This window comes from Mesorhizobium sp. M1E.F.Ca.ET.045.02.1.1 (assembly GCF_003952485.1).
GTDB lineage: Bacteria > Pseudomonadota > Alphaproteobacteria > Rhizobiales > Rhizobiaceae > Mesorhizobium.
This window is the reverse complement of sequence record NZ_CP034447.1, coordinates 2,460,962-2,479,039: the sequence shown is the minus strand read 5'-3', so window position 1 is coordinate 2,479,039 and position 18,078 is coordinate 2,460,962. Positions and strand designations below refer to the sequence as shown.

At 63.0% G+C, this 18,078-nt stretch carries 13 protein-coding genes and 1 pseudogene; 2 read left to right on the top strand and 12 right to left on the bottom strand.

What is annotated here, in order from left to right:
* Positions 1–3 precede the first annotated feature (3 nt).
* Positions 4–1,044 carry a D-xylose ABC transporter substrate-binding protein gene (gene xylF / locus EJ070_RS12050; RefSeq protein ID WP_126091562.1) on the bottom strand — a complete coding sequence of 347 codons (1,041 nt, stop codon included), beginning with the start codon at positions 1,042–1,044 and terminating at the stop codon, positions 4–6.
* A 360-nt stretch (positions 1,045–1,404) separates the two neighbouring features.
* Here xylF and EJ070_RS12045 point away from each other — a divergent pair, with 360 nt between their 5' ends.
* Complete coding sequence (locus tag EJ070_RS12045; RefSeq protein WP_126091561.1) at positions 1,405–2,649, top strand: ROK family transcriptional regulator; 1,245 nt, start codon at positions 1,405–1,407, stop codon at positions 2,647–2,649.
* A 216-nt stretch (positions 2,650–2,865) separates the two neighbouring features.
* Here EJ070_RS12045 and EJ070_RS12040 read toward each other — a convergent pair whose 3' ends face one another.
* The 10 genes and pseudogenes from EJ070_RS12040 to EJ070_RS11995 all read right to left on the bottom strand — a co-directional run bounded on the left by EJ070_RS12040 (position 2,866) and on the right by EJ070_RS11995 (position 16,185).
* Positions 2,866–4,587 (bottom strand): adenylate/guanylate cyclase domain-containing protein, encoded by a 1,722-nt coding sequence (locus EJ070_RS12040; protein ID WP_126091560.1) that lies wholly within the window; start codon positions 4,585–4,587, stop codon positions 2,866–2,868.
* Between the two features lie 198 nt (positions 4,588–4,785).
* Positions 4,786–5,167 (bottom strand): annotated as a pseudogene (locus EJ070_RS12035) (LysR substrate-binding domain-containing protein); the annotation flags it as partial.
* A gap of 208 nt (positions 5,168–5,375) precedes the next feature.
* Complete coding sequence (locus tag EJ070_RS12030; RefSeq protein ID WP_126091559.1) at positions 5,376–6,407, bottom strand: medium chain dehydrogenase/reductase family protein; 1,032 nt, start codon at positions 6,405–6,407, stop codon at positions 5,376–5,378.
* A gap of 440 nt (positions 6,408–6,847) precedes the next feature.
* Complete coding sequence (gene phoB / locus EJ070_RS12025) at positions 6,848–7,537, bottom strand: phosphate regulon transcriptional regulator PhoB (protein WP_006328038.1); 690 nt, start codon at positions 7,535–7,537, stop codon at positions 6,848–6,850.
* Positions 7,538–7,556: 19 nt separating this feature from the next.
* A complete protein-coding gene (phoU, locus tag EJ070_RS12020; RefSeq protein WP_126091558.1) occupies positions 7,557–8,264 on the bottom strand; it encodes a phosphate signaling complex protein PhoU in 708 nt (235 codons plus the stop codon).
* A 20-nt stretch (positions 8,265–8,284) separates the two neighbouring features.
* On the bottom strand, positions 8,285–9,088 hold the full coding sequence (gene pstB / locus EJ070_RS12015; RefSeq protein WP_126091557.1) for a phosphate ABC transporter ATP-binding protein PstB: 804 nt from the start codon (positions 9,086–9,088) through the stop codon (positions 8,285–8,287).
* Entirely contained in the window at positions 9,085–9,936 is an 852-nt protein-coding gene (gene pstA / locus EJ070_RS12010; protein ID WP_126091556.1) for a phosphate ABC transporter permease PstA, read from the bottom strand. The genes pstB and pstA overlap by 4 nt, the downstream gene beginning before the upstream one ends.
* Before the next feature lie 3 nt (positions 9,937–9,939).
* Positions 9,940–10,926, bottom strand: a complete 987-nt coding sequence (gene pstC, locus EJ070_RS12005; protein WP_126091555.1) for a phosphate ABC transporter permease subunit PstC — start codon at positions 10,924–10,926, stop codon at positions 9,940–9,942.
* Positions 10,927–10,992: 66 nt separating this feature from the next.
* The gene (gene pstS, locus EJ070_RS12000; protein ID WP_126091554.1) at positions 10,993–12,051 is read right to left on the bottom strand and encodes a phosphate ABC transporter substrate-binding protein PstS; all 1,059 of its coding nucleotides are present in this window, start codon (positions 12,049–12,051) and stop codon (positions 10,993–10,995) included.
* 750 nt (positions 12,052–12,801) lie between these two features.
* Positions 12,802–16,185: a response regulator gene (locus tag EJ070_RS11995; RefSeq protein WP_126091553.1), complete on the bottom strand. Its 3,384-nt coding sequence runs from the start codon at positions 16,183–16,185 to the stop codon at positions 12,802–12,804.
* A gap of 291 nt (positions 16,186–16,476) precedes the next feature.
* Here EJ070_RS11995 and EJ070_RS11990 point away from each other — a divergent pair, with 291 nt between their 5' ends.
* Positions 16,477–16,824: a hypothetical protein gene (locus EJ070_RS11990; protein ID WP_245464856.1), complete on the top strand. Its 348-nt coding sequence runs from the start codon at positions 16,477–16,479 to the stop codon at positions 16,822–16,824.
* 36 nt (positions 16,825–16,860) lie between these two features.
* Here EJ070_RS11990 and EJ070_RS11985 read toward each other — a convergent pair whose 3' ends face one another.
* A complete protein-coding gene (locus EJ070_RS11985; RefSeq protein ID WP_245464855.1) occupies positions 16,861–17,679 on the bottom strand; it encodes a DUF2865 domain-containing protein in 819 nt (272 codons plus the stop codon).
* Positions 17,680–18,078 lie beyond the last annotated feature (399 nt).

The following is an 18,078-nucleotide window of genomic DNA, read 5'->3' as shown; positions in this document are numbered from 1 at the left end:
GGATCAGTTGCAGACCGCGACGCTGCCGGCGGCAACGCCGGCGCAGACTTCGTCCTTCTTGATCCAGCCCGCATCGATGACGACGTTGAGATTGTCCTTGGTGATCGCGACCGGCGTCAGGAACAGCGACTTGACGGTGTTGCCGCCAGGTGTGGTGAAGTCCTTGACGCCGGCGATGTCGGTCATCTTCTTGCCGTCGGCGAGCTGCGAGGCGATCTCGGCGGCGTTCTTGCCGAGCTCGCGCGCGTCCTTCCACACCGACACGGTCTGCGTGCCGAGCGCGATGCGGTTGAGCGCGGCATGGTCGCCGTCCTGGCCGGAGACCGGAACGGTGCCGGCCAACCCCTGGGCCGTCAGCGCCGCGACGACGCCGCCGGCAGTGCCGTCATTGGCGGCCACGACGGCGTCGACCTTGTTGTCGTTGGCGGTCAGGAACTGCTCCATGTTCTTCTGGGCGTTGGCGGGCAGCCAGCCATCCGTATAGGCCTCGCCGACATTCTTGACCTTGCCGCTGTCGATGGCTTCCTTCAGCACTTCCATCGAGCCCGAGAACAGGAAATCGGCGTTCGGATCGGAGCCCGAGCCCTTGATGAAGACATAGTTGCCTTCGGGCTTGGCCTTGAACACCTCGCGGGCCTGCATGCGGCCGACTTCCTTGTTGTCGAAGGTCAGGTAGAACACGTCCTTGTTCTCGATCAGGCGGTCGTAGCCAACCACCGGAATGCCCTCGTCGAGCGCCTTCTGCACCGCCGGCCCGATCGCCGAGGCGTCCTGCGCCAGGATGATCAGCGAATTGGCACCCTGCGAGATCAGGCTTTCGACGTCGGTGAGCTGCTTGCCCGGATTGGACTGCGCGTCGGCGGAGATATATTTGTCGCCGGCCGCCTCGATGGCCGCCTTCATCGCCGCTTCGTCGGTCTTCCAGCGTTCTTCCTGGAAATTCGACCACGAAACGCCGATCACCTTGTCCTTCGCCTCTGCGGCCGACGCCAGCGTCAGCGACATGGCGACACCCGCCAGCATGGCGGCTGCGAATCTCTTCATGATTTCCTCCCTGCGCCCTTGCGGCGCGACCCAGACTGGCCCGAAGGCCGGCACTGAGGCTCTTTTTTTCGAGCCTCGAAAAAATAGTGGTCCAACGCCGAAGCGCTGTCAACAGCGATTCTGATGGTTTTTGACGTGTCGTGAACTTTTTTTCGAGACCCGCAATAAATAATGACAGCCTCCGCCGCTTCTGCCACTATCCCGGAACAGTTTCGGAAGAAGAGCAGAACCGCTTCCACCGGACTGAACAACAAATCCAGGGCGGTTCGGTGGCTGTATCAAGGAACTGAACCGGTCTGGCGCGTCGCCGACGGCCCATGCATTGTCAAGAGGCCGCGCTGACCGGGGAGGAAGGAAAGAATGTCGGTCGGAATCCGCCACGACGACCTGCGCCGGCGCAACCGCGCCATGGTGCTCTCGGCGGTGCGCCGGGCCGGCCAGCCGTCGCGAACCGAGATCGCCGCGACGACCGGGCTCAGCCACTCGACGATTTCGGCAATCTCCTCGGACCTGATCCAGGAAGGCATCCTGACCGAGGGCAAGCCGAGCGAGACCGCGTCATTGAAGCGTGGACGGCCGCAGGTCGGCCTCGCCCTCAATCCCGAAGCGGCCGCCGTGGTGACGGTGGTGCTGTCGCTGAATTTCCTCTCCGTCGCCGTCATCGACTATGCCGGTCAGGTCATTGCCGAGGAACAGCGGCGCCTCGACACGCTGACCATGCCGCGCGACGAGCTGATCGGCGAATGCATGGCGATCGTCAGGCGCCGCCTGGAGGACCCCGACCTCGATGTCGGCAGCGTTGCGCGCATCGCCATGGGCATTCAGGGCATCACCGATTCCCATGCCCGCGCCATGCTGTGGTCGCCGATCACGCCACTGACCGACATTCCTTTCGCCGACATCCTGGAGCATGAATTCGGCATTCCGGCCACCATGGAGAACGACTGCAACATGATGGCGGTGGCGCTGCAGTGGCGCGACCCCGACCGCTACCACGACAATTTCATCGCCATCCTGCTCTCGCACGGCATCGGCATGGGTCTTGTGCTGAAGGGCGAGCTGTTCACCGGCACGCATTCTTCCGGAGGCGAGTTCGGCCACATGATTCACCGCCCGGGCGGCGCGCTCTGCCGTTGCGGACGCCGCGGCTGCGTCGAGGCCTATGCCGGCAACTACGCCATCTGGCGCAATGCCAAAGGGATGAGCGAGGACTCCGAGCCGGTCGATGTCAGCGATGCCGACATGCGGGCGCTTGCCGCCAAGGCGCGCGAGAAGGACGGCCCGGAACGCGAGGCCTATCGCAGGGCGGGCGAGGCGCTGGGCTTCGGCCTCGGCAACCTGTTCGCGCTGATCGACCCGGCGCCGGTCGCCGTGGTCGGCGTCAGCGCCGCGGCTTTCGACCTGATAGAGCCGGCGCTGCGCGAGGCCATTGCTCAGACCGCTGGCGGCCAGCACTCCAAATCGATCTCCTTCGACACCGAGCCGAACGAATTGCCGCTCATCCGCGAAGGCTGCGCCATGCGCGCGCTGACCTTCGTCGACCAGGAGATCTTTGCGCCGGGCGTGCAGGCGAGGTCCGGCGCAACCGGGAAAAACGTCGCCTGACGATGGGGTGAAACCAATCATCTCTAAGCGACCGAATTTCCGACCCAATTGGGAACGTTGGCCTCCGACCGCTGTGCGCCAGAAACGGTCATTCGCACGGGCACCTAAAGCATGTCTCCCGAAAGTGGTAACCGGTTTCGGGACAAAGACATGCGTAAAATCAAAAACCTAAAGCGTACGGAGCGAATCTGAATGATCGCGACGCGCTTTAGCGAGTCATTCGGGTAGACCCGCCATTAGATAGCCATCAACGAAATGCTGGCGATCCGCGTCGCGGCGGAACGGCTGCGTGCTCGCCCATTGCCGAGCGGAAAAATGCGGGTTGGCGGCGAGGAATTGTCGTGCTTCCTCCTTGGCCTCTTCGATCCGACCAAGCTGTGCAAGGGCGGCAGCCAAAATCCGCCGCGACCCTGTCCGGTAGGTTGTTTCATGCCGAAGGGTGTCGACCGCATCCTCGTAGCGGCGCGCAGCATATTCTACGTACCCGCGCAGCCAATAGCATCGTCCGGGTGGGTAAGGATCCAGCCGGAAGGCATTTTGAATGCACTCGATCCCCTCGACGGCGTTACCCAGATGCGCTTTCGATTCGCCCAGGAAGATCCAAGTGTCGGCGTGGTTGGGATCGATCCTCAACGCTGTCGCAAATTCCGCCGCTGCCTCATCCGCCCTAAAGTCGAATTGCAAAACATAACCCAGGATTGAATGCGCGCCTGCGTTCCCTGGATCGAGCGATACCGCGCGCTCGGCCTCAGCCCGCCCGAGTGAACGGTACTCCTCAGGCTCTCCCCAGAACATCCAACCAAGCAGGTGCGACATCGCGAGCCAGGCATGCGCCTCCGCGAAGCCTGGATCCAGCTGGATCGCTCTTTCGAGGAGCGGACGTGCGGTCTTGTTCGCCTCTTGCGACTGGGTCACCAGCGACCGCCCGCGCACCAGAAGCTCGTAAGCTTCGAAATTCGACGTCCTCTGCCGGGGCAGCGAGCAGGCGGAAGGAAACGAGCCGGAGAGTGCACCAACGATCTTACCGACAACCTCGTCCTGCAAGGCGAAGACATCGGCAAGTTCGCCGTCGAAGCGGTCGGCCCAGATATGCGTATTCTCGCGCGCGTCGATAAGCTGTGCGTTGATCCGCACGCGCGCCGCCGCTTTCTGCACACTGCCTTCGACAACATATCGGACGCCGAGATCCCTCGCGATCGATCGGACATCGACCGACCTTCCCTTGTAGACAAACGAGGAGTTGCGAGCGATCACAAGAAGGCCGGGGACCTTTGCCAGGTCCGTGATCAGGTCTTCAGCCAATCCCTCGGCGAAGAACTCCTGCTCCGGATCGCTGCTCATGTTGGCGAAAGGCAAGACGGCGACGGCCGCCCTGTCGGGCAATTCCAGCGATACCGGTCGACCGGCCGAAGAGGCTCTGACAGACTGCAAGTTTACGCGATAGCAGTATATCGGCTCGGCTATATTCTTCACCCGCTGGCCGCCCATGGGTTCGAACTCAAACGCCAGCTTCTTCTCGACCTCCTTGGACACCTTCTCTGAAACGCAGACGCCGCCGGGATCAGCGAGCTGCTGCAGGCGAGCGGCGACATTGACACCCTCGCCGTAGCGATCGTCCCCTTCGACGATCACTTCTCCCAGATTGATCCCGAGGCGGACCTCGAAGCGCTCGCTTTCGGGGACACTTGCGTTGCGCTCCACCATGCCGCGTTGAAGGGTTACCGCGCACTCGACAGCATCGACTGCACTGCCGAATTCAGCCAGCAAACCGTCGCCCATCAGTTTGAAGATGCGCCCGTGATGCTTGCTGATCTCCGGCTGGAACAGCTCCTTACGGCTGGCCCTAAGCCGCTCGAAGGTCCCTCCCTCGTCCGCCTCCATCAGGGCCGAGTAAGCTACGACGTCGGCGGCAAGAATGGCCGCAAGCTTGCGTTCCATAGCACCACGGTGTGTGCTTCATGGCCAAGGGTGTCGCGCCAAATGCGCTCCACTCCGGCGATGCGATCACCGAACTCTAGCACGGCTGGAGCTTCCGGGCTAATCCGCAGTCCGCTTGAATGACCACTTAGGGTCAACGGCTGACCTTTGATCGGCGCCGCCAAGCTCACGCCCCGCCAGCGCCGCCAAGTCAACCCCCAGAACCGTCTGGTCCAGTCCACGGATGATCTTGGCCAATTCCATGCATTCGTCCTGCCGCACCTTGTTCTTCCGCCAGGCCATGCAGATCATGCGCTGCGGCATCGGCTCCCTGGAATGGCACGATCCTCAAGTCCGGCATGACGCTGGCGGCGCTTGCCGCCATTTCCGGAACCAGCGTCACGCCCAGCCCATGCGCCACCATCTGCAAAAGGATCGTCAGGCTGGTCGCGCCGTAGCTTGCCATCGCCACCGGCCGCACGCTGCCGCAGACCGCCAGCGCCTGCTCGCGCAGGCAGTGGCCTTCCTCGAGAAGCATCAGCCGCTCCAGCGCCGGGCTTTCCGGCGGCACCGGCGGCGAGGCGAAGGCTGGATCGCCGGCCGATGACGGTGACCGACAAGCCGCAGAAGTTCTTGATGCGCCAGGCGATGGTCGAAGAACTGGGGCTGGTGGCGCAGAAGACGGCGTGACGGGGTGTCTGCTTAGCGCAGCGCCATAGGCAGTCATTGAAACGATCAAAGCCGACGCCGGAGGCGACTTGCGTTTCAAAGGCTCTGCTCTGGCTCGGCGATCCTTGTCGGGTGGCCAGTCAATTGCAGATCAACACGAGCTTGCCCTTGACACCTCCCTGACCGAGCAGCTCCTGGGCGCGACGAGCCTCAATCAATGGCATCCGGTCGGCCACCATCGGCTTGATCTTCCCGTCGCGAAGCAGATCGAGCAAGACGCCGAGATCTTCGCGGAACCAAGCGAGCTTCCACCGTTTCAGATATTGTATGCTGTAGGGGAGTATGCGTCGTCGGCCTGGTGAAACGAAAGCGCGGACCGCGTACCACGCAGGTCGCAATATCCCGCGAAGACGGTAACGCAAGCCCCCTGCCAGTTGGCCCTTCTGCAGAAATGAAGTGAAGCCATAGGCTATGACGCGGCCACCAGGCCTCAGAGTACGAAACGAACGCCAGACATTGGCTTCGCCGACCCCATCGAAGACGACATCCACGCCGTCGTTTGTCAGACGATGAATCTCTTCGACAAAGTCAACTCGCTCGTAGTCGATCGGCGTGGCCCCGAGATCGGATACGATCTGATGGGCTGCAAGAGATGCAGTCCCATACATCTCCAGACCTGCCAGGCGGCCAAGTTGCAGCAGAGCCGTGCCGACTCCGCCGGCGGCGCCATGAATGAGGACCCGTTGACCCGGAGAGGCATGCCCAAGGCGATGCATCATCTGATAGGCCGTAACGTAGTTCAGCACGAGGCTGACTGCCTCGGCGGGATCGACACCAGTTGGAACCAGAGTGAGTTCATCTGCCGGCAGGCAAATGAACTGGGCGTAACCACCATGAATGGGAAGCGCCGCAACCATTTTACCAATCATGGCATGGGACACTCCCTCTCCGGCCTCATCGACGATGCCGACAATGTCCCATCCTGGCGTGAATGGCAGGGTCGTTTTCTCGGGATGAATCCCCTCCCGCATCAATAGCTCTGCGAAGGAGACGCCGGCGGCGATTGTTTGCACACGCAGTTCACCTGATGCCGGATGGGGCGCGTCCTCCTCCACGATCTCCAGAACTTCAGGTCCGCCATGGTGGCGAACAACGACGCGCAGAGACTTCATGGCAACCTCGGTCCAAATTGGACTCCTCCACTGAGGCAAACTCTAGTGGAAAGGTAGCGCGCGCTGGGATGGAGCGACTTGCTCCAGATCAACCCCACGAGAAGATCGGTCGCCACCCAACAAACAACTGCTCATTTGAGCAGAATGACATTGGGACGCAGCCGCGACAGCAGTTGGAATGGCCTCACATCAGCTGCCGTTGGGGGTGAGCGGAAACGAACGACAGGTTTGGGTCAGAAGCCGACATTGCCTGTGGCCCCTTCGCGGCCATCGGCAACCGCCTGCTATTGAGTTCTGCCCCTGAAACATGATTTCGATCCATCGGGAGGGCGGGACTCCAGAGCAATTCCAGGAAAAGTGTGAAGCGCGGTTTCCGTCCGCAATTGCGTGAAAACAAAGAGATGGAGTGGCTCGCCGTTTCCGTGAAACGGTGAACCGCCCTAGTCTTCCCTGATCGCGTAGCCCGCACCGCGGATGGTGCGGATGACGTCGGGCATGCGGCCATTGTTGACCGCCTTGCGCAGGCGTCCGACATGCACGTCCACCGTGCGCTCGTCGATATAGATCGTCTCGCCCCAGACATTGTCGAGCAGCTGGCTGCGCGAGAACACGCGGCCGGGATGCCGCATCATGAATTCGAGCAGCCGGAACTCGGTCGGGCCGAGCCTGATCTCGCTCTTCTTGCGGTAGACGCGGTGCGATTCACGGTCGAGCACGATGTCGCCGACCTTGAGCACGCTGGACAGCACCTCCGGCTTGGCGCGGCGCAGCAGCGCCTTGATCCTGGCCATGAATTCCGGCGTCGAGAACGGCTTGACCAGATAATCGTCGGCGCCCGTCGAGAGGCCGCGCACTCTGTCGCTCTCCTCGCCGCGCGCGGTCAGCATGATGATCGGCAGCCGTTCGGTCTCTGGCCGCATCCTCAGGCGCCGGCAGAGCTCGATGCCGGAAACCGCCGGCACCATCCAGTCGAGCACGAGCAGGTCGGGCACGTTTTCCTGCAGGCGGATCTCGGCCTCGTCGCCGCGTGTCACCACCTCGACCTGATAGCCTTCGGATTCGAGGTTGTAGCGGAGCAGCACCCCCAGCGGCTCCTCGTCCTCCACCACCATGATGCGTGGCGCGATCATTCAGCAGGTACCTTCGTTGTCAGGCCGCCGGCGCCGGCATCGCCGTCTCGTCCTGCTTCGGACGGTTCGCGGGCAATTGCGTGCCGGTCAGCACATAGTAGGCGTTCTCGGCGATGTTGGTCACATGGTCGCCGATGCGCTCAAGATTCTTGGCGCAGAACAATAAATGCGTGCAGGCCGTGATGTTGCGCGGATCCTCCATCATGTAGGTCAGGAGCTCGCGGAAGACGGAGGTGTATTTGACGTCGACGCGCTCGTCGTCGTTCCTGAGCTTGGCAAGCGCCGTGGCGTCGCCCGCGGTGTACTCCTCGATCACGCCCTGGACCTGGATCAGCACCAGCTGCGCCATCGAGTCGATGGAGTGCGACAGGTCGCGCGGCGCGGCGCTGATGCCGACCGAGCCGACGCGCTTGGCGATGTTCTTGGCGAGGTCGCCGATGCGCTCGAGGTCGCCGGCCATGCGGATCGCGCCGACCACGCTGCGCAGGTCGTCGGCCATGGGTTGCCGTTTGGCGATGAGCGTGATGGCGCGGTCGTCGAGCTCGCGCTGGCGCGCATCCATGATGGCGTCGTCGGAGACGACGCGCTGCGCCATCGCGTTGTCGGAATTGAGCAGAGCCTTGGTCGAAGCGCCGACCATGGAGCCGGCGAGATCGCCCATGTCGATGATGAGCTGGCTGATCTGCCTCAGATCCTCGTCGAAGGAAGCGACGGTGTGTTCGGCCATGATGGTATCCTCGTATGAACTCAGCCGAAGCGGCCGGTGATGTAGTCCTGCGTGCGCTTCTCGCGGGGCGAGGTGAAGATCTTCTCGGTCCGGTCGAACTCGACCAGCTCGCCGAGATACATGAACGCCGTCTGCCGCGACACGCGCGCCGCCTGCTGCATGTTGTGGGTGACGATCACGATCGTGTAGTCGGCCTGCAATTCGTCGATCAGTTCCTCGATCTTGGCCGTCGACAGCGGATCGAGCGCCGAGCACGGTTCGTCTAGCAGGATGACTTCCGGCTTCACCGCCACAGTGCGGGCGATGCAAAGCCGCTGCTGCTGACCGCCGGAAAGGCTCTGGCCGCTGGCGTTGAGCTTGTCCTTGACCTCGCTCCACAGCGCCGCGCGCTTCAGTGCCTGCTCGACGCGGTTGTCCATCTCGGTCTTGCTGATCTTCTCATACAGCCTGACGCCGAAGGCGATGTTCTCGTAAATCGACATCGGGAACGGCGTCGGCTTCTGGAACACCATGCCGATCTTGGTCCTGAGCAGGTTGAGGTCCTGCGAACGGTCGAGGATGTTCTTGCCGTCGAGCAGCACCTGGCCTTCGGCGTTCTGCTTCGGATAGAGCTCGTAGATGCGGTTCAGCACGCGCAGCAGCGTCGACTTCCCGCAACCCGACGGGCCGATGAAGGCGGTGACGCTGCGTTCGGGCAAGGACAGGTTGATGTCCTTCAGCGCCTTCGACTGGCCATAGTAGAAGTTGAGGTTCTTGACCTCGATCTTGGCCTTCTCGACGACGGTGTCGGCTACGTTCAGGTCGGTGGACAACATCGGTTTCATCTGTCCTCTCTGCGTCCGGTAAGGCTGCGGGCGAAGATGCTCAGCCCGAGAACCGTCAGGGTGATTATGAGTGCGCCCGTCCAGGCCAGTTGCTGCCACTCCTCATAGGGGCTCAGCGCGAACTGGAAGATGGTCACCGGCAGGCTGGCCATCGGCGCATTGAGATTGCTCGACCAGAACTGGTTGTTGAGCGCGGTGAAGAGCAGCGGCGCCGTCTCGCCGGAAATGCGGGCGATCGCCAGCAGGATGCCGGTGACGATGCCGGAAAGCGCCGCGCGATAGGCGACCGAGCGGATCACCACCCAGCGCGGCGCGCCGATGGCAGTGCCGGCTTCGCGCAGAGCGTTGGGCACAAGGTTGAGCATGTCCTCGGTGGTGCGCACCACGACGGGGATCACCAGGATGGACAGCGCGACCGCGCCGGCGATCGCCGAGAAGTGGCCCATCGGCCGCACCAGCAGCTCATAGACGAACAGGCCGACGATGATCGACGGCGCCGACAAGAGGATGTCGTTGATGAAGCGCACCACCGTGGTCAGCCGCGAGAAGCGCCCGTACTCGGCCATATAGGTTCCGGCGAGCACGCCGATCGGCGTGCCGACGATGATGCCGATGATGGTCATCACGATGCTGCCGTAGATGGCGTTGAGCAGGCCGCCGGCGTCGCCGGGCGGCGGCGTCATTTCGGTGAACACGGCCAGCGAGACGCCGGAGAGCCCCTTGTAGAGCAGCGCGCCGAGGATCAGCGCCAGCCAGGCGAGGCCGATTCCGGCAGCGATGACGCACAGCGCCATCATCACGGCGTTCTTGCGCTTGCGGCTTCGGTAGAGCGACGTGGCGGTCGACATCGGTCAGGCTCCCGTGCGGCTATCGATGCGCAACAGCATGTAGCGTGCGAGCGCGAGGATGATGAAGGTGATGATGAACAGGATCAGGCCGAGCGCCACCAGCGAGGAGGTGTAAAGCGCGCCGTCGGCCTCGGTGAATTCGTTGGCGATGGTCGCCGAGATCGTCGTGCCCGGCGCGAATAGCGAGGCGCTGATGCGGTGCGCATTGCCGATCACGAAGGTGACGGCCATCGTCTCGCCGAGCGCGCGGCCGAGACCGAGCATGACGCCGCCCATGATGCCGACGCGGGTATAGGGGATGACCACGCGCCGGGTCACCTCCCAGGTCGTGCAGCCTATGCCGCAGGCCGATTCCTTCAGCACCGCCGGCACCGTGTCGAACACGTCCTTGGTGATCGAGGTGATGAAGGGCAGCACCATGATGGCGAGGATCAACGACGACGTGAGCAGGCCGATGCCGTAGGGCGGACCGGCGAACAAGCTGGAGAGGCCCGGTATGCCGTGGAAAAGACTGATGATGAAGGGCTGCACCGTCGTCTGCAGGAACGGCGCGAAGACGAACAGGCCCCAGATGCCGTAGATGATCGAGGGGATGCCGGCGAGCAGCTCGACCGCAATGCCGATCGGGCGCCGGAGCGGCCGCGGGCAGAGCTCGGTCAGGAAGACGGCGATGCCGATGCCGATCGGCACGGCGATGATGATGGCGATGGCCGAAGTGACTATGGTGCCGTAGATCGGGGCCAGCGCGCCGAAGTTCTCGGTGACCGGATTCCAGGATTCGGTCGTCAGGAAGGATACGCCGAACTTCGACAGCGCCTCCCACGAGCCGGCGATCAGCGAGATGGCGACCCCGCCAAGCAGCACCAGCACGAGGATGGCGGAAGCGCGCGTGGCCGCCCGGAAGGCCATGTCGGTGAAGGCGAAGCGGCGCACCGTCGCTTCTCTGGTCCGCATGGCGGACGACGTCACGGCTTCGGAAACGGCAGTCATTTAGCCCCTCGCATTTCGGAAGAGAGACAGGAGGGCGCCGCAAGCGCCCTCCTCATTCCGTAAGAATTACATGCCGGAGAAGATCGGCTTGCCGTTGCTGTCGACGATATCCTTGCCCCACATATCCTCGACGCTCTTCACGACCGCGTCGGGCATCGGAACATAGTCGAGCTCGGCAGCCATGTCGTCGCCCTTGGCGTAGGACCAGGCGAAGAACTTGAGCGCTTCGCCGGTGGCCGCTGCATCGTCGGGCTTCTTGTAGACGAGGATCCAGGTGGCGGAGGTCATCGGCCAGGATTCGGCGCCAGCCTGGTTGGCCAGGATGACGCCGTAGCCCGGCTGCGAGCTCCAGTCGGCATTGGCCGCGGCGGCCGAGAACGCCGCGGCGGTCGGCTCGACCTTCTTGCCATCCTTGTTGATCAAGTCGGTATAGGTGAGCTTGTTCTGCTTGGCATAGGCGTATTCGACATAGCCGATGGCGCCGCCGGTCTGCGACACGTTGTTGGCGACGCCCTCATTGCCCTTGGCGCCGATGCCCACCGGCCACTCGAGCGCCTTGTCGACGCCGACCTTCGACTTCCAATCGGCGCTGACGTCGCCGAGATAGTAGCTGAAGTTGAACGTGGTGCCCGAGCCGTCCGAACGGTGGACGACCGCAATCGCCTGGTCGGGCAGCTTGACGTCGGGGTTGAGCTTCTTGATCGCCTCGTCATTCCAGTTGGTGATCTTGCCGATGAAGATGTCGGCCAGCGTCGGACCGTCGAGCACGAGCTCGCCCGGCTTGACACCTTCGAGGTTGACGACCGGAACGATGCCGCCCATCACCATCGGGAATTGTGCCAGCCCGGTGGAGTCGAGCTCGTCGCCCTTCAGCGGCGCATCGGAAGCGCCGAAGGTCACGGTCTTGGCCTTGATCTGCTTGATGCCGCCGCCGGAGCCGATCGACTGGTAGTTGAGGCCGGTGCCGGTCTCCTTTTTGTAGGCGTCGGCCCACTTGGCATAGATCGGATAGGGGAAGGTGGCGCCGGCGCCGGAGATGTCGGCGGCCATCGCGGCGGAGATCGAAAGGGTGGATGCCGCAGCCATTGCAATCGCAACGGCCGCCGAGCGGATGAAATGTCTCATGTGGCCTGCTCCTGTTCGGAATATGGTCTTTTGGCACCCGGTCTACCGGCGCCCGGTGAGCGCAATAGCTCCCGATTATTACAGTCGCATGACAGTTTCGTGTCAGCCCGGTAACGTCTGGACGGGGTTGTCTGGAAGGGGTCTGCGGCCGGCTCCGCCGAGCAGCCGGGAGTTTGCCGCGGGAATCAGTAACTTGTCTGACTTTCAAATTGAAAATTTGTCCCGGCGGCCGGATCTCGGCCGCCGGGAAATAAAATCCGGACGAGAGCGCGTTGCCCGAATGCCAGAGCGGATCATGGCCTAGCCATCGCCGAAAACAGGGTCCGTTGGGGTAGAGTCGACGCTGTTTCTATGCCGGCGGTCGCTGCTCCCGCCCGTAACCGAGGGGCGGAATCGACAGCTCCTATTGTCCTTGCTTGGCTTCGCTTTGGTATGGTGCGATCACACCATACGTCTGCCGGCTGACGGCGGGCTACTGCGGAAGGGAGCTATCTGTTTTTACGCAATTCCGGACGGAAAACCGTTACACACTTTTCCTGGAATTGCTTAGAGCGGCTCAGCTTTTCACAGAATCGCTGATCCGCTCTAAATGTTTGATTTTGCGCAATTCCGGACGGAAAACCGTTACACACTTTTCCTGGAATTGCTTAATGCATGTCGCCCAAAAGTGCGCAGCGGTTTTGGGAGAACGACATGCATCAAACAAAGACTTAAAGCGCGTCGCCTGAATCCGCCTCGTCGCGACGCGCTTTAGCTGGCGCTACGTCGGACCTCCGCGTCCGGGCCGAGCCATCTTTCGAGCTTCTCGAGCAGCGCCTTCGGGCTGATCGGCTTCGGCAGGTAATCGTCCATGCCGGCTTCCAGGCAGCGCTCGCGGTCCCCTTTCAGCGCGTGCGCGGTGACGCCGACGATCGGCACATGCGTCCCTATCTCCGCTTCGAGCCGGCGGATGGCCGCGGTCGCCTCCAGTCCGTTCATCTCCGGCATCGACACATCCATCAGGATCATGCGCGGATTGAGCTTGCCGAAAGCATCGAGCGCCTTGCGGCCGTTGCCGACGATCTCGAAATGATAGCGGGTCTCGCCGAGGATCTGCGTGAACACCAGTTGGTTCACCTCATTGTCCTCAGCGACGAGGATGTCGAGCCCACGCTCCACGCCGGCCGGACGCGGTCGCGCGCGGACGGGCGGCGGCTGCAGCAGGGCACGATCCGACGCCGCCGCGGGCGCCTGCGCCTGCGATGCCTGCGGCGCGCCATGCGCGGGACCGGCGCCCGCTATTAGCGGCGGCTGGGCGGCCGTCGTGCCGTGGCGATGACGCTGGATGGTGGCGACCAGCGTCTCCAAGAGGATGGAGGAGCGCGCCGGCTTGATCAGCTGCGCGTCGATGCCGAGATCGCGATAGGTGGCATTGGCCAGCGACTGGTCGACCGAGGTCAGCATGATGATCGGCGTATGCGCGAGGCCGGCGGTGTTGCGCACGATGCGCGCCATTTCGGCGCCGGTCATGCCCGGCATCTGGTAGTCGAGCACGACGCAATCGACAGGCACGCCGTAAGCGGCGGCGGCAATCAGCACCTTCAGTCCCTCGGCGCCGCTTTCGGCCGCGCAGGAATCGAAGGTCCACGACGCCATCTGCTCGCTGAGGATCGAGCGGTTGACGGCATTGTCGTCGACGATCAGCACACGCGCCCCGGTGACGTCGACCGGCATGATGCGCTGCCCGCCCTGCGCGGCCCGCGGCAGCGTGACGGTGAACCAGAATGTCGAGCCTTTGCCCTCGGCGCTGTCGACGCTGATCTCGCCGCCCATCATCTCGACCAGCCGCGAGGTGATGGCAAGGCCGAGCCCGGTGCCCTCGTGCCGCCTGGTCGAGGAGGTGTCGACCTGGCTGAACTTCTCGAACACCAGCTTCAGCTTGTCCTCGGGAATGCCGATGCCCGTGTCGGTGATCGAGATGGTGAGCCTGGTGCCGGCCGGAACCCGCTCGCCGGTGACGTCGACCAGCACGTGGCCTTCGTCGGTGAACTTCACCGCATTGCCGAGCAGGTTGGTGACGATCTGCCTGAGGCGGCCGACATCGCCGACGAACTGCCCGTCGAGCCCGGGCTGGACGCGGACGATGAGCTCGAGGTCCTTCTCCTTGGCGCGCGTCGAGACCAGCGTCGCCACATCCTCGATCGCCTCGGCGAGATTAAAGGGCGCCGGGTCGAGCACGAGCTGGCCGGCGTCGATCTTGGAGAAGTCGAGGATGTCGTTGATGATGGTGAGCAGGGCGTTGCCGGATTTGACGATGATGTCGGTGAACGTCTTCTGCTTCGAATCGAGAGCGGATTTGGCGAGCAGCTCGGCCATGCCGAGCACGCCGTTCATCGGTGTGCGGATTTCGTGGCTCATATTGGCCAGGAATTCCGACTTGGCGCGGTCGGCCAGCACGGCGCGCTGGCGTGCCTCGCTGAGCTCGACCTCGCGCTGTTTCAGCTCTGTTATATCCGTGGTCGACCCGATCAGGTAGAGCGAGCCGTCGGAGGCGATCATTGCGCCCTTGCGCGCGAACTGATGGCGCACACTGCCGTCGGACAGCGTCACCTTCTCCTCGACCTCCTGCGTCTCGCCGGTGCGCAGCACCGCGAGGTCGCCCGCCACGAAGGCTTCGCCGTCCGCGCCGAAGATCTCGACGTCGGTCTTGCCGATCGCCTCTTCCTTGCTGAAGCCGGTGAGGTCGCACCAGCCCTTGTTGACGTAGAATTGCCTCAGATCCGAGCGCTTGGCGTAGATCGACACCGGCACGTTGTCGATGAGGCTGCGGAAAACCTCGTTCTCGCTCATGCTTTCCTTGAGCGCCCGCTCTCGCGCCTTGACATCGGTGATGTCGGTGCTGGAACCGACCAGGTGCACCGATCCGTCGAGGGCCACCAGCCGGCTCTTGCGCGTCATCAATTGCCGCACCGTGCCGTCGCGATGGGTGACGGGTTCCTCGACTTCGCGCCCCTTGCCGGTCGCAATGACCTCGGTGTCGTCCTGGCTGTAGCTTTGGGCGTCCCCGGCAGCGAAAAGCTGGCGGTCCGTCTTGCCTATGACGTCTTCCTTTGGAAGGCCGGTCAGCGCGCACCAGGCCTTGTTGACGAACTCGATGCTCAGATCCTCGGCCTTGATGAAGGCGGCCACCGGCAATTCGTCCATGACATGCCGGTAAAGGTCGATCTGGCGCATCGAATCGCGCAGCGCCTTCTCGCGCGCCTTGATGTCGGAGATGTCGACACGCACGCCGATGAACGTGCCGTCGTCGGTGCGCATGTCGTAGACCTGGTACCAGCGCCCGTCGGGATTGAGCCGCTCATAGTGTGAATTGGGCAAGTGGTAACGCCCGAGTATGGCGTCGAGCCAGCGTTCTTTGTCGACGCTGTAGAGGTTGTCGATCTCGACGTCGCCGCTCGACCGGAAATAGCCGACGGAATGGCCGAGAGCGAGCGCCTCGCGAAAGGTGCGGCCTGGCTGCCAGACCGGTTTCAGCGCCGGCAACGTATCCTGCAGCTTGCGGTTGGCGAAGACGAATTTATCGTCCCGATCATAGATGATGACGCCCGCCGGCAGCGATTCGAGCACCGTTGCGAGGTTCTTGCGTGCATCGTCGGCCTCGGTTTCGCGATGCTTCATGTCGGTGATGTCGACATAGGAGATCAGCCGCTTGCCCCCGGCAAGCGGCGCCAGCGAGGCGATCAGCGTGCGGCCGTCGTTGCGCGGCAACTGCCGGGAGCCGGCAAGGCCCGCCCGGATTTCCGCCTCGCGCTGAGCGATGTGGCGCTGCCATTCCGCCTCGTCGACGCCATAGGGATCGGCGTCGCGGCTTGCTTCCATCAGCTCGCGAAAACCGCAGCCGACCGTGGCGCGACGCGGATCGATCTTCCAGAAGTCGTAGAAGGCGCGGTTGATGATCTCCGCCTTGAGGTCGGCGTCGAGGACGACGACGCCGATCGGCATCGAATCGACCATCCGGCGAAGATTGACGAGCGCCTCCGAAGTCGCGGCCGCATGCTGATCCTGGGCGCCGGCGACCGCTGCCTCGCCGCGCCCAACCGCGCCTTCGAAATCGCGCGGGCCGCGCGCACCGACCGTCCCGTCCGTATCAGCCATTCCTACCCCCAGGCCGAACCTCGCCAGTTCGTCGGCGGAATGTGCCCGACAAGCATTAACGATCCGCTAACCTTAACGATTCGCAACCGAACGCATCCGACGCCGTTAACGCATGTCGCCCAAAAGCGTGCAGCGGTTTGGGGGAAACGACATGCGTAAAGCAGAACCAAAGCGCGTTGCCCGAATCCGTTTCGCGGCTCTAGTCAGACGCTGGTCCGATGCTCGCTGCGGTAATCCGTCCGTTGGCGATCCAGCCGCTGCCGGGTTATAAATTAGCCGGGGGTGCTGCTGATGTTCGGTCGAATTCTATCTCTCGTTCTCTGCCCGGTGCTGCTTGCGGCCACCGGCTGCGCGCGCAGCGACGACGGTACGGTGATCATTCCGCGACAGCTCGACGTCAGGCGTGTCTGGGACAAGCCTCCGCAGCAGGCGCAAGTGAGCCCGCCGCCGGTGGCAGCCGGCGTCTTTCCGGCGCCTCCCGAGCCGGCAAGATCGGCGCCGCGCAGATATCGGAAGCCACCGCCGGCAATGCGGCCAGTGGATACGCAGTTGCCGGATGCATCTTCCGGCCCGGAGAAGGCGCTGGCCTGCCACAATGTCAGCGAGCCCGGCAAACGCTTTCGCGTCGTATGCGACTAGTTCCCCAGCACTGGCGGTCGAAGCCGCCGGCCGGGATCAATCCGCCGGGAAAAAGGCAGGGCCGATCATCCGCACCGGCCGCGATCCGGCCGGCATGGTCGGCGCCTGGTCTTCCGCCGCCCCGGTTTCGGCTGCGGTCGCACGGACCTTTGCATCCGCTGCCGCGGGTGACGGAATATCCGAAACCGTCCCGAGATCGGGCTTTGCCGTCGGCAACGGGATGATGGCGTTCTGCATGTTGCCCGGCGTCACGGTGCGCGCCCTGAGCTCGGCCACGCGCTGATGGTAGCGCTTGAGGTCGCAAGCCTTGAAGCTGGCGTCGTCGCGATACCGGAAAGCCGTTGGAAGCTCCTTATATGGCTTGCGCGTGTCGACCGCGACCATCTGGTCGGTCTCGAGGTTCGGATCGCCCAGCGTATAGAGATCGACGCTGGGATCGTCGCAGATATAGCGACACTGATCGACCGTGTCCTTGAGATCGGCGCCTTGCGTGAATTGCGAGTTCGGCGCCGGGAAGAAGTAGCCGTCCGAAAGGCGCACGCAAAACAGCATCGCATTGCTGCCGAACGTCGTGTCGGAAGATTGCGGCTTGGCCGCGGGCTGCCGTTTGGGCGCCGACTGGCAGCCGAGCGCGGCATATCTCGCCTGCGGATCGTCGCGGCCCGAATTGCCGATGCCGGCGATCCGTCGCTGCACCTCGGCCCTGCTCCTGGCAAGGTCGGCGCAGGCGTTGAAGAAGCCGCCCATCGCGCTGCTGGCGGTGCAGCGGCGCTGCCTTTCGATGCCCTGGATCGCGGCAAGCTGACGCCGCAGCTGGGCAAGCTCGGGATTGGCCGTGCCGCGTCCGGTAAGCATCTGGCTTCTGAGTACGCCGCAAGGATCAGCGTGAGAAACCGCTGCAAATGCCACCAACGCAGTAACAGCCAGGAGGGAGGTCGTGAGGAATCGCAGACGTGCCATTGATTGCCACCTCAAACCCATCTCAAGCTCTAACCTAATACAAGCTTTGACTAAATGAGTTTATTGCGATATTAGTATGGTAAAACACCTCAGTTGACCTTACTGTATAGGTGTTATGCTCAGTGCTGTAAAATGAATATTACATTTTCATTTCAAGATTGAGACAGTAGCCGAAAGACTTTTCCGCAGCTGGAGCAATTCCAGGAGTGCGCAGCGGTTTCCGTTCGGAATTGCTTAAAAACAAATATTTAAAGCATGCCTCCCGAAAGTGGGACCGGTTTCGGGAAAAGACAT

Coding starts and splice junctions, on each gene's coding strand:
- xylF (WP_126091562.1), bottom strand. CDS start 1,044: ATGAAGAGATTCGCAGCCGCCATGCTGGCGGGTGTCGCCATGTCGCTG.
- pstA (WP_126091556.1), bottom strand. CDS start 9,936: ATGTCGACCGCCACGTCGCTCTACCGAAGCCGCAAGCGCAAGAACGCC.
- EJ070_RS12030 (WP_126091559.1), bottom strand. CDS start 6,407: ATGAAGTCTCTGCGCGTCGTTGTTCGCCACCATGGCGGACCTGAAGTT.
- pstC (WP_126091555.1), bottom strand. CDS start 10,926: ATGACTGCCGTTTCCGAAGCCGTGACGTCGTCCGCCATGCGGACCAGA.
- pstS (WP_126091554.1), bottom strand. CDS start 12,051: ATGAGACATTTCATCCGCTCGGCGGCCGTTGCGATTGCAATGGCTGCG.
- EJ070_RS11995 (WP_126091553.1), bottom strand. CDS start 16,185: ATGGCTGATACGGACGGGACGGTCGGTGCGCGCGGCCCGCGCGATTTC.
- EJ070_RS11990 (WP_245464856.1), top strand. CDS start 16,477: ATGTTCGGTCGAATTCTATCTCTCGTTCTCTGCCCGGTGCTGCTTGCG.
- EJ070_RS12040 (WP_126091560.1), bottom strand. CDS start 4,587: ATGGAACGCAAGCTTGCGGCCATTCTTGCCGCCGACGTCGTAGCTTAC.
- phoB (WP_006328038.1), bottom strand. CDS start 7,537: ATGATCGCGCCACGCATCATGGTGGTGGAGGACGAGGAGCCGCTGGGG.
- pstB (WP_126091557.1), bottom strand. CDS start 9,088: ATGAAACCGATGTTGTCCACCGACCTGAACGTAGCCGACACCGTCGTC.
- phoU (WP_126091558.1), bottom strand. CDS start 8,264: ATGGCCGAACACACCGTCGCTTCCTTCGACGAGGATCTGAGGCAGATC.
- EJ070_RS12045 (WP_126091561.1), top strand. CDS start 1,405: ATGTCGGTCGGAATCCGCCACGACGACCTGCGCCGGCGCAACCGCGCC.
- EJ070_RS11985 (WP_245464855.1), bottom strand. CDS start 17,679: ATGCTTACCGGACGCGGCACGGCCAATCCCGAGCTTGCCCAGCTGCGG.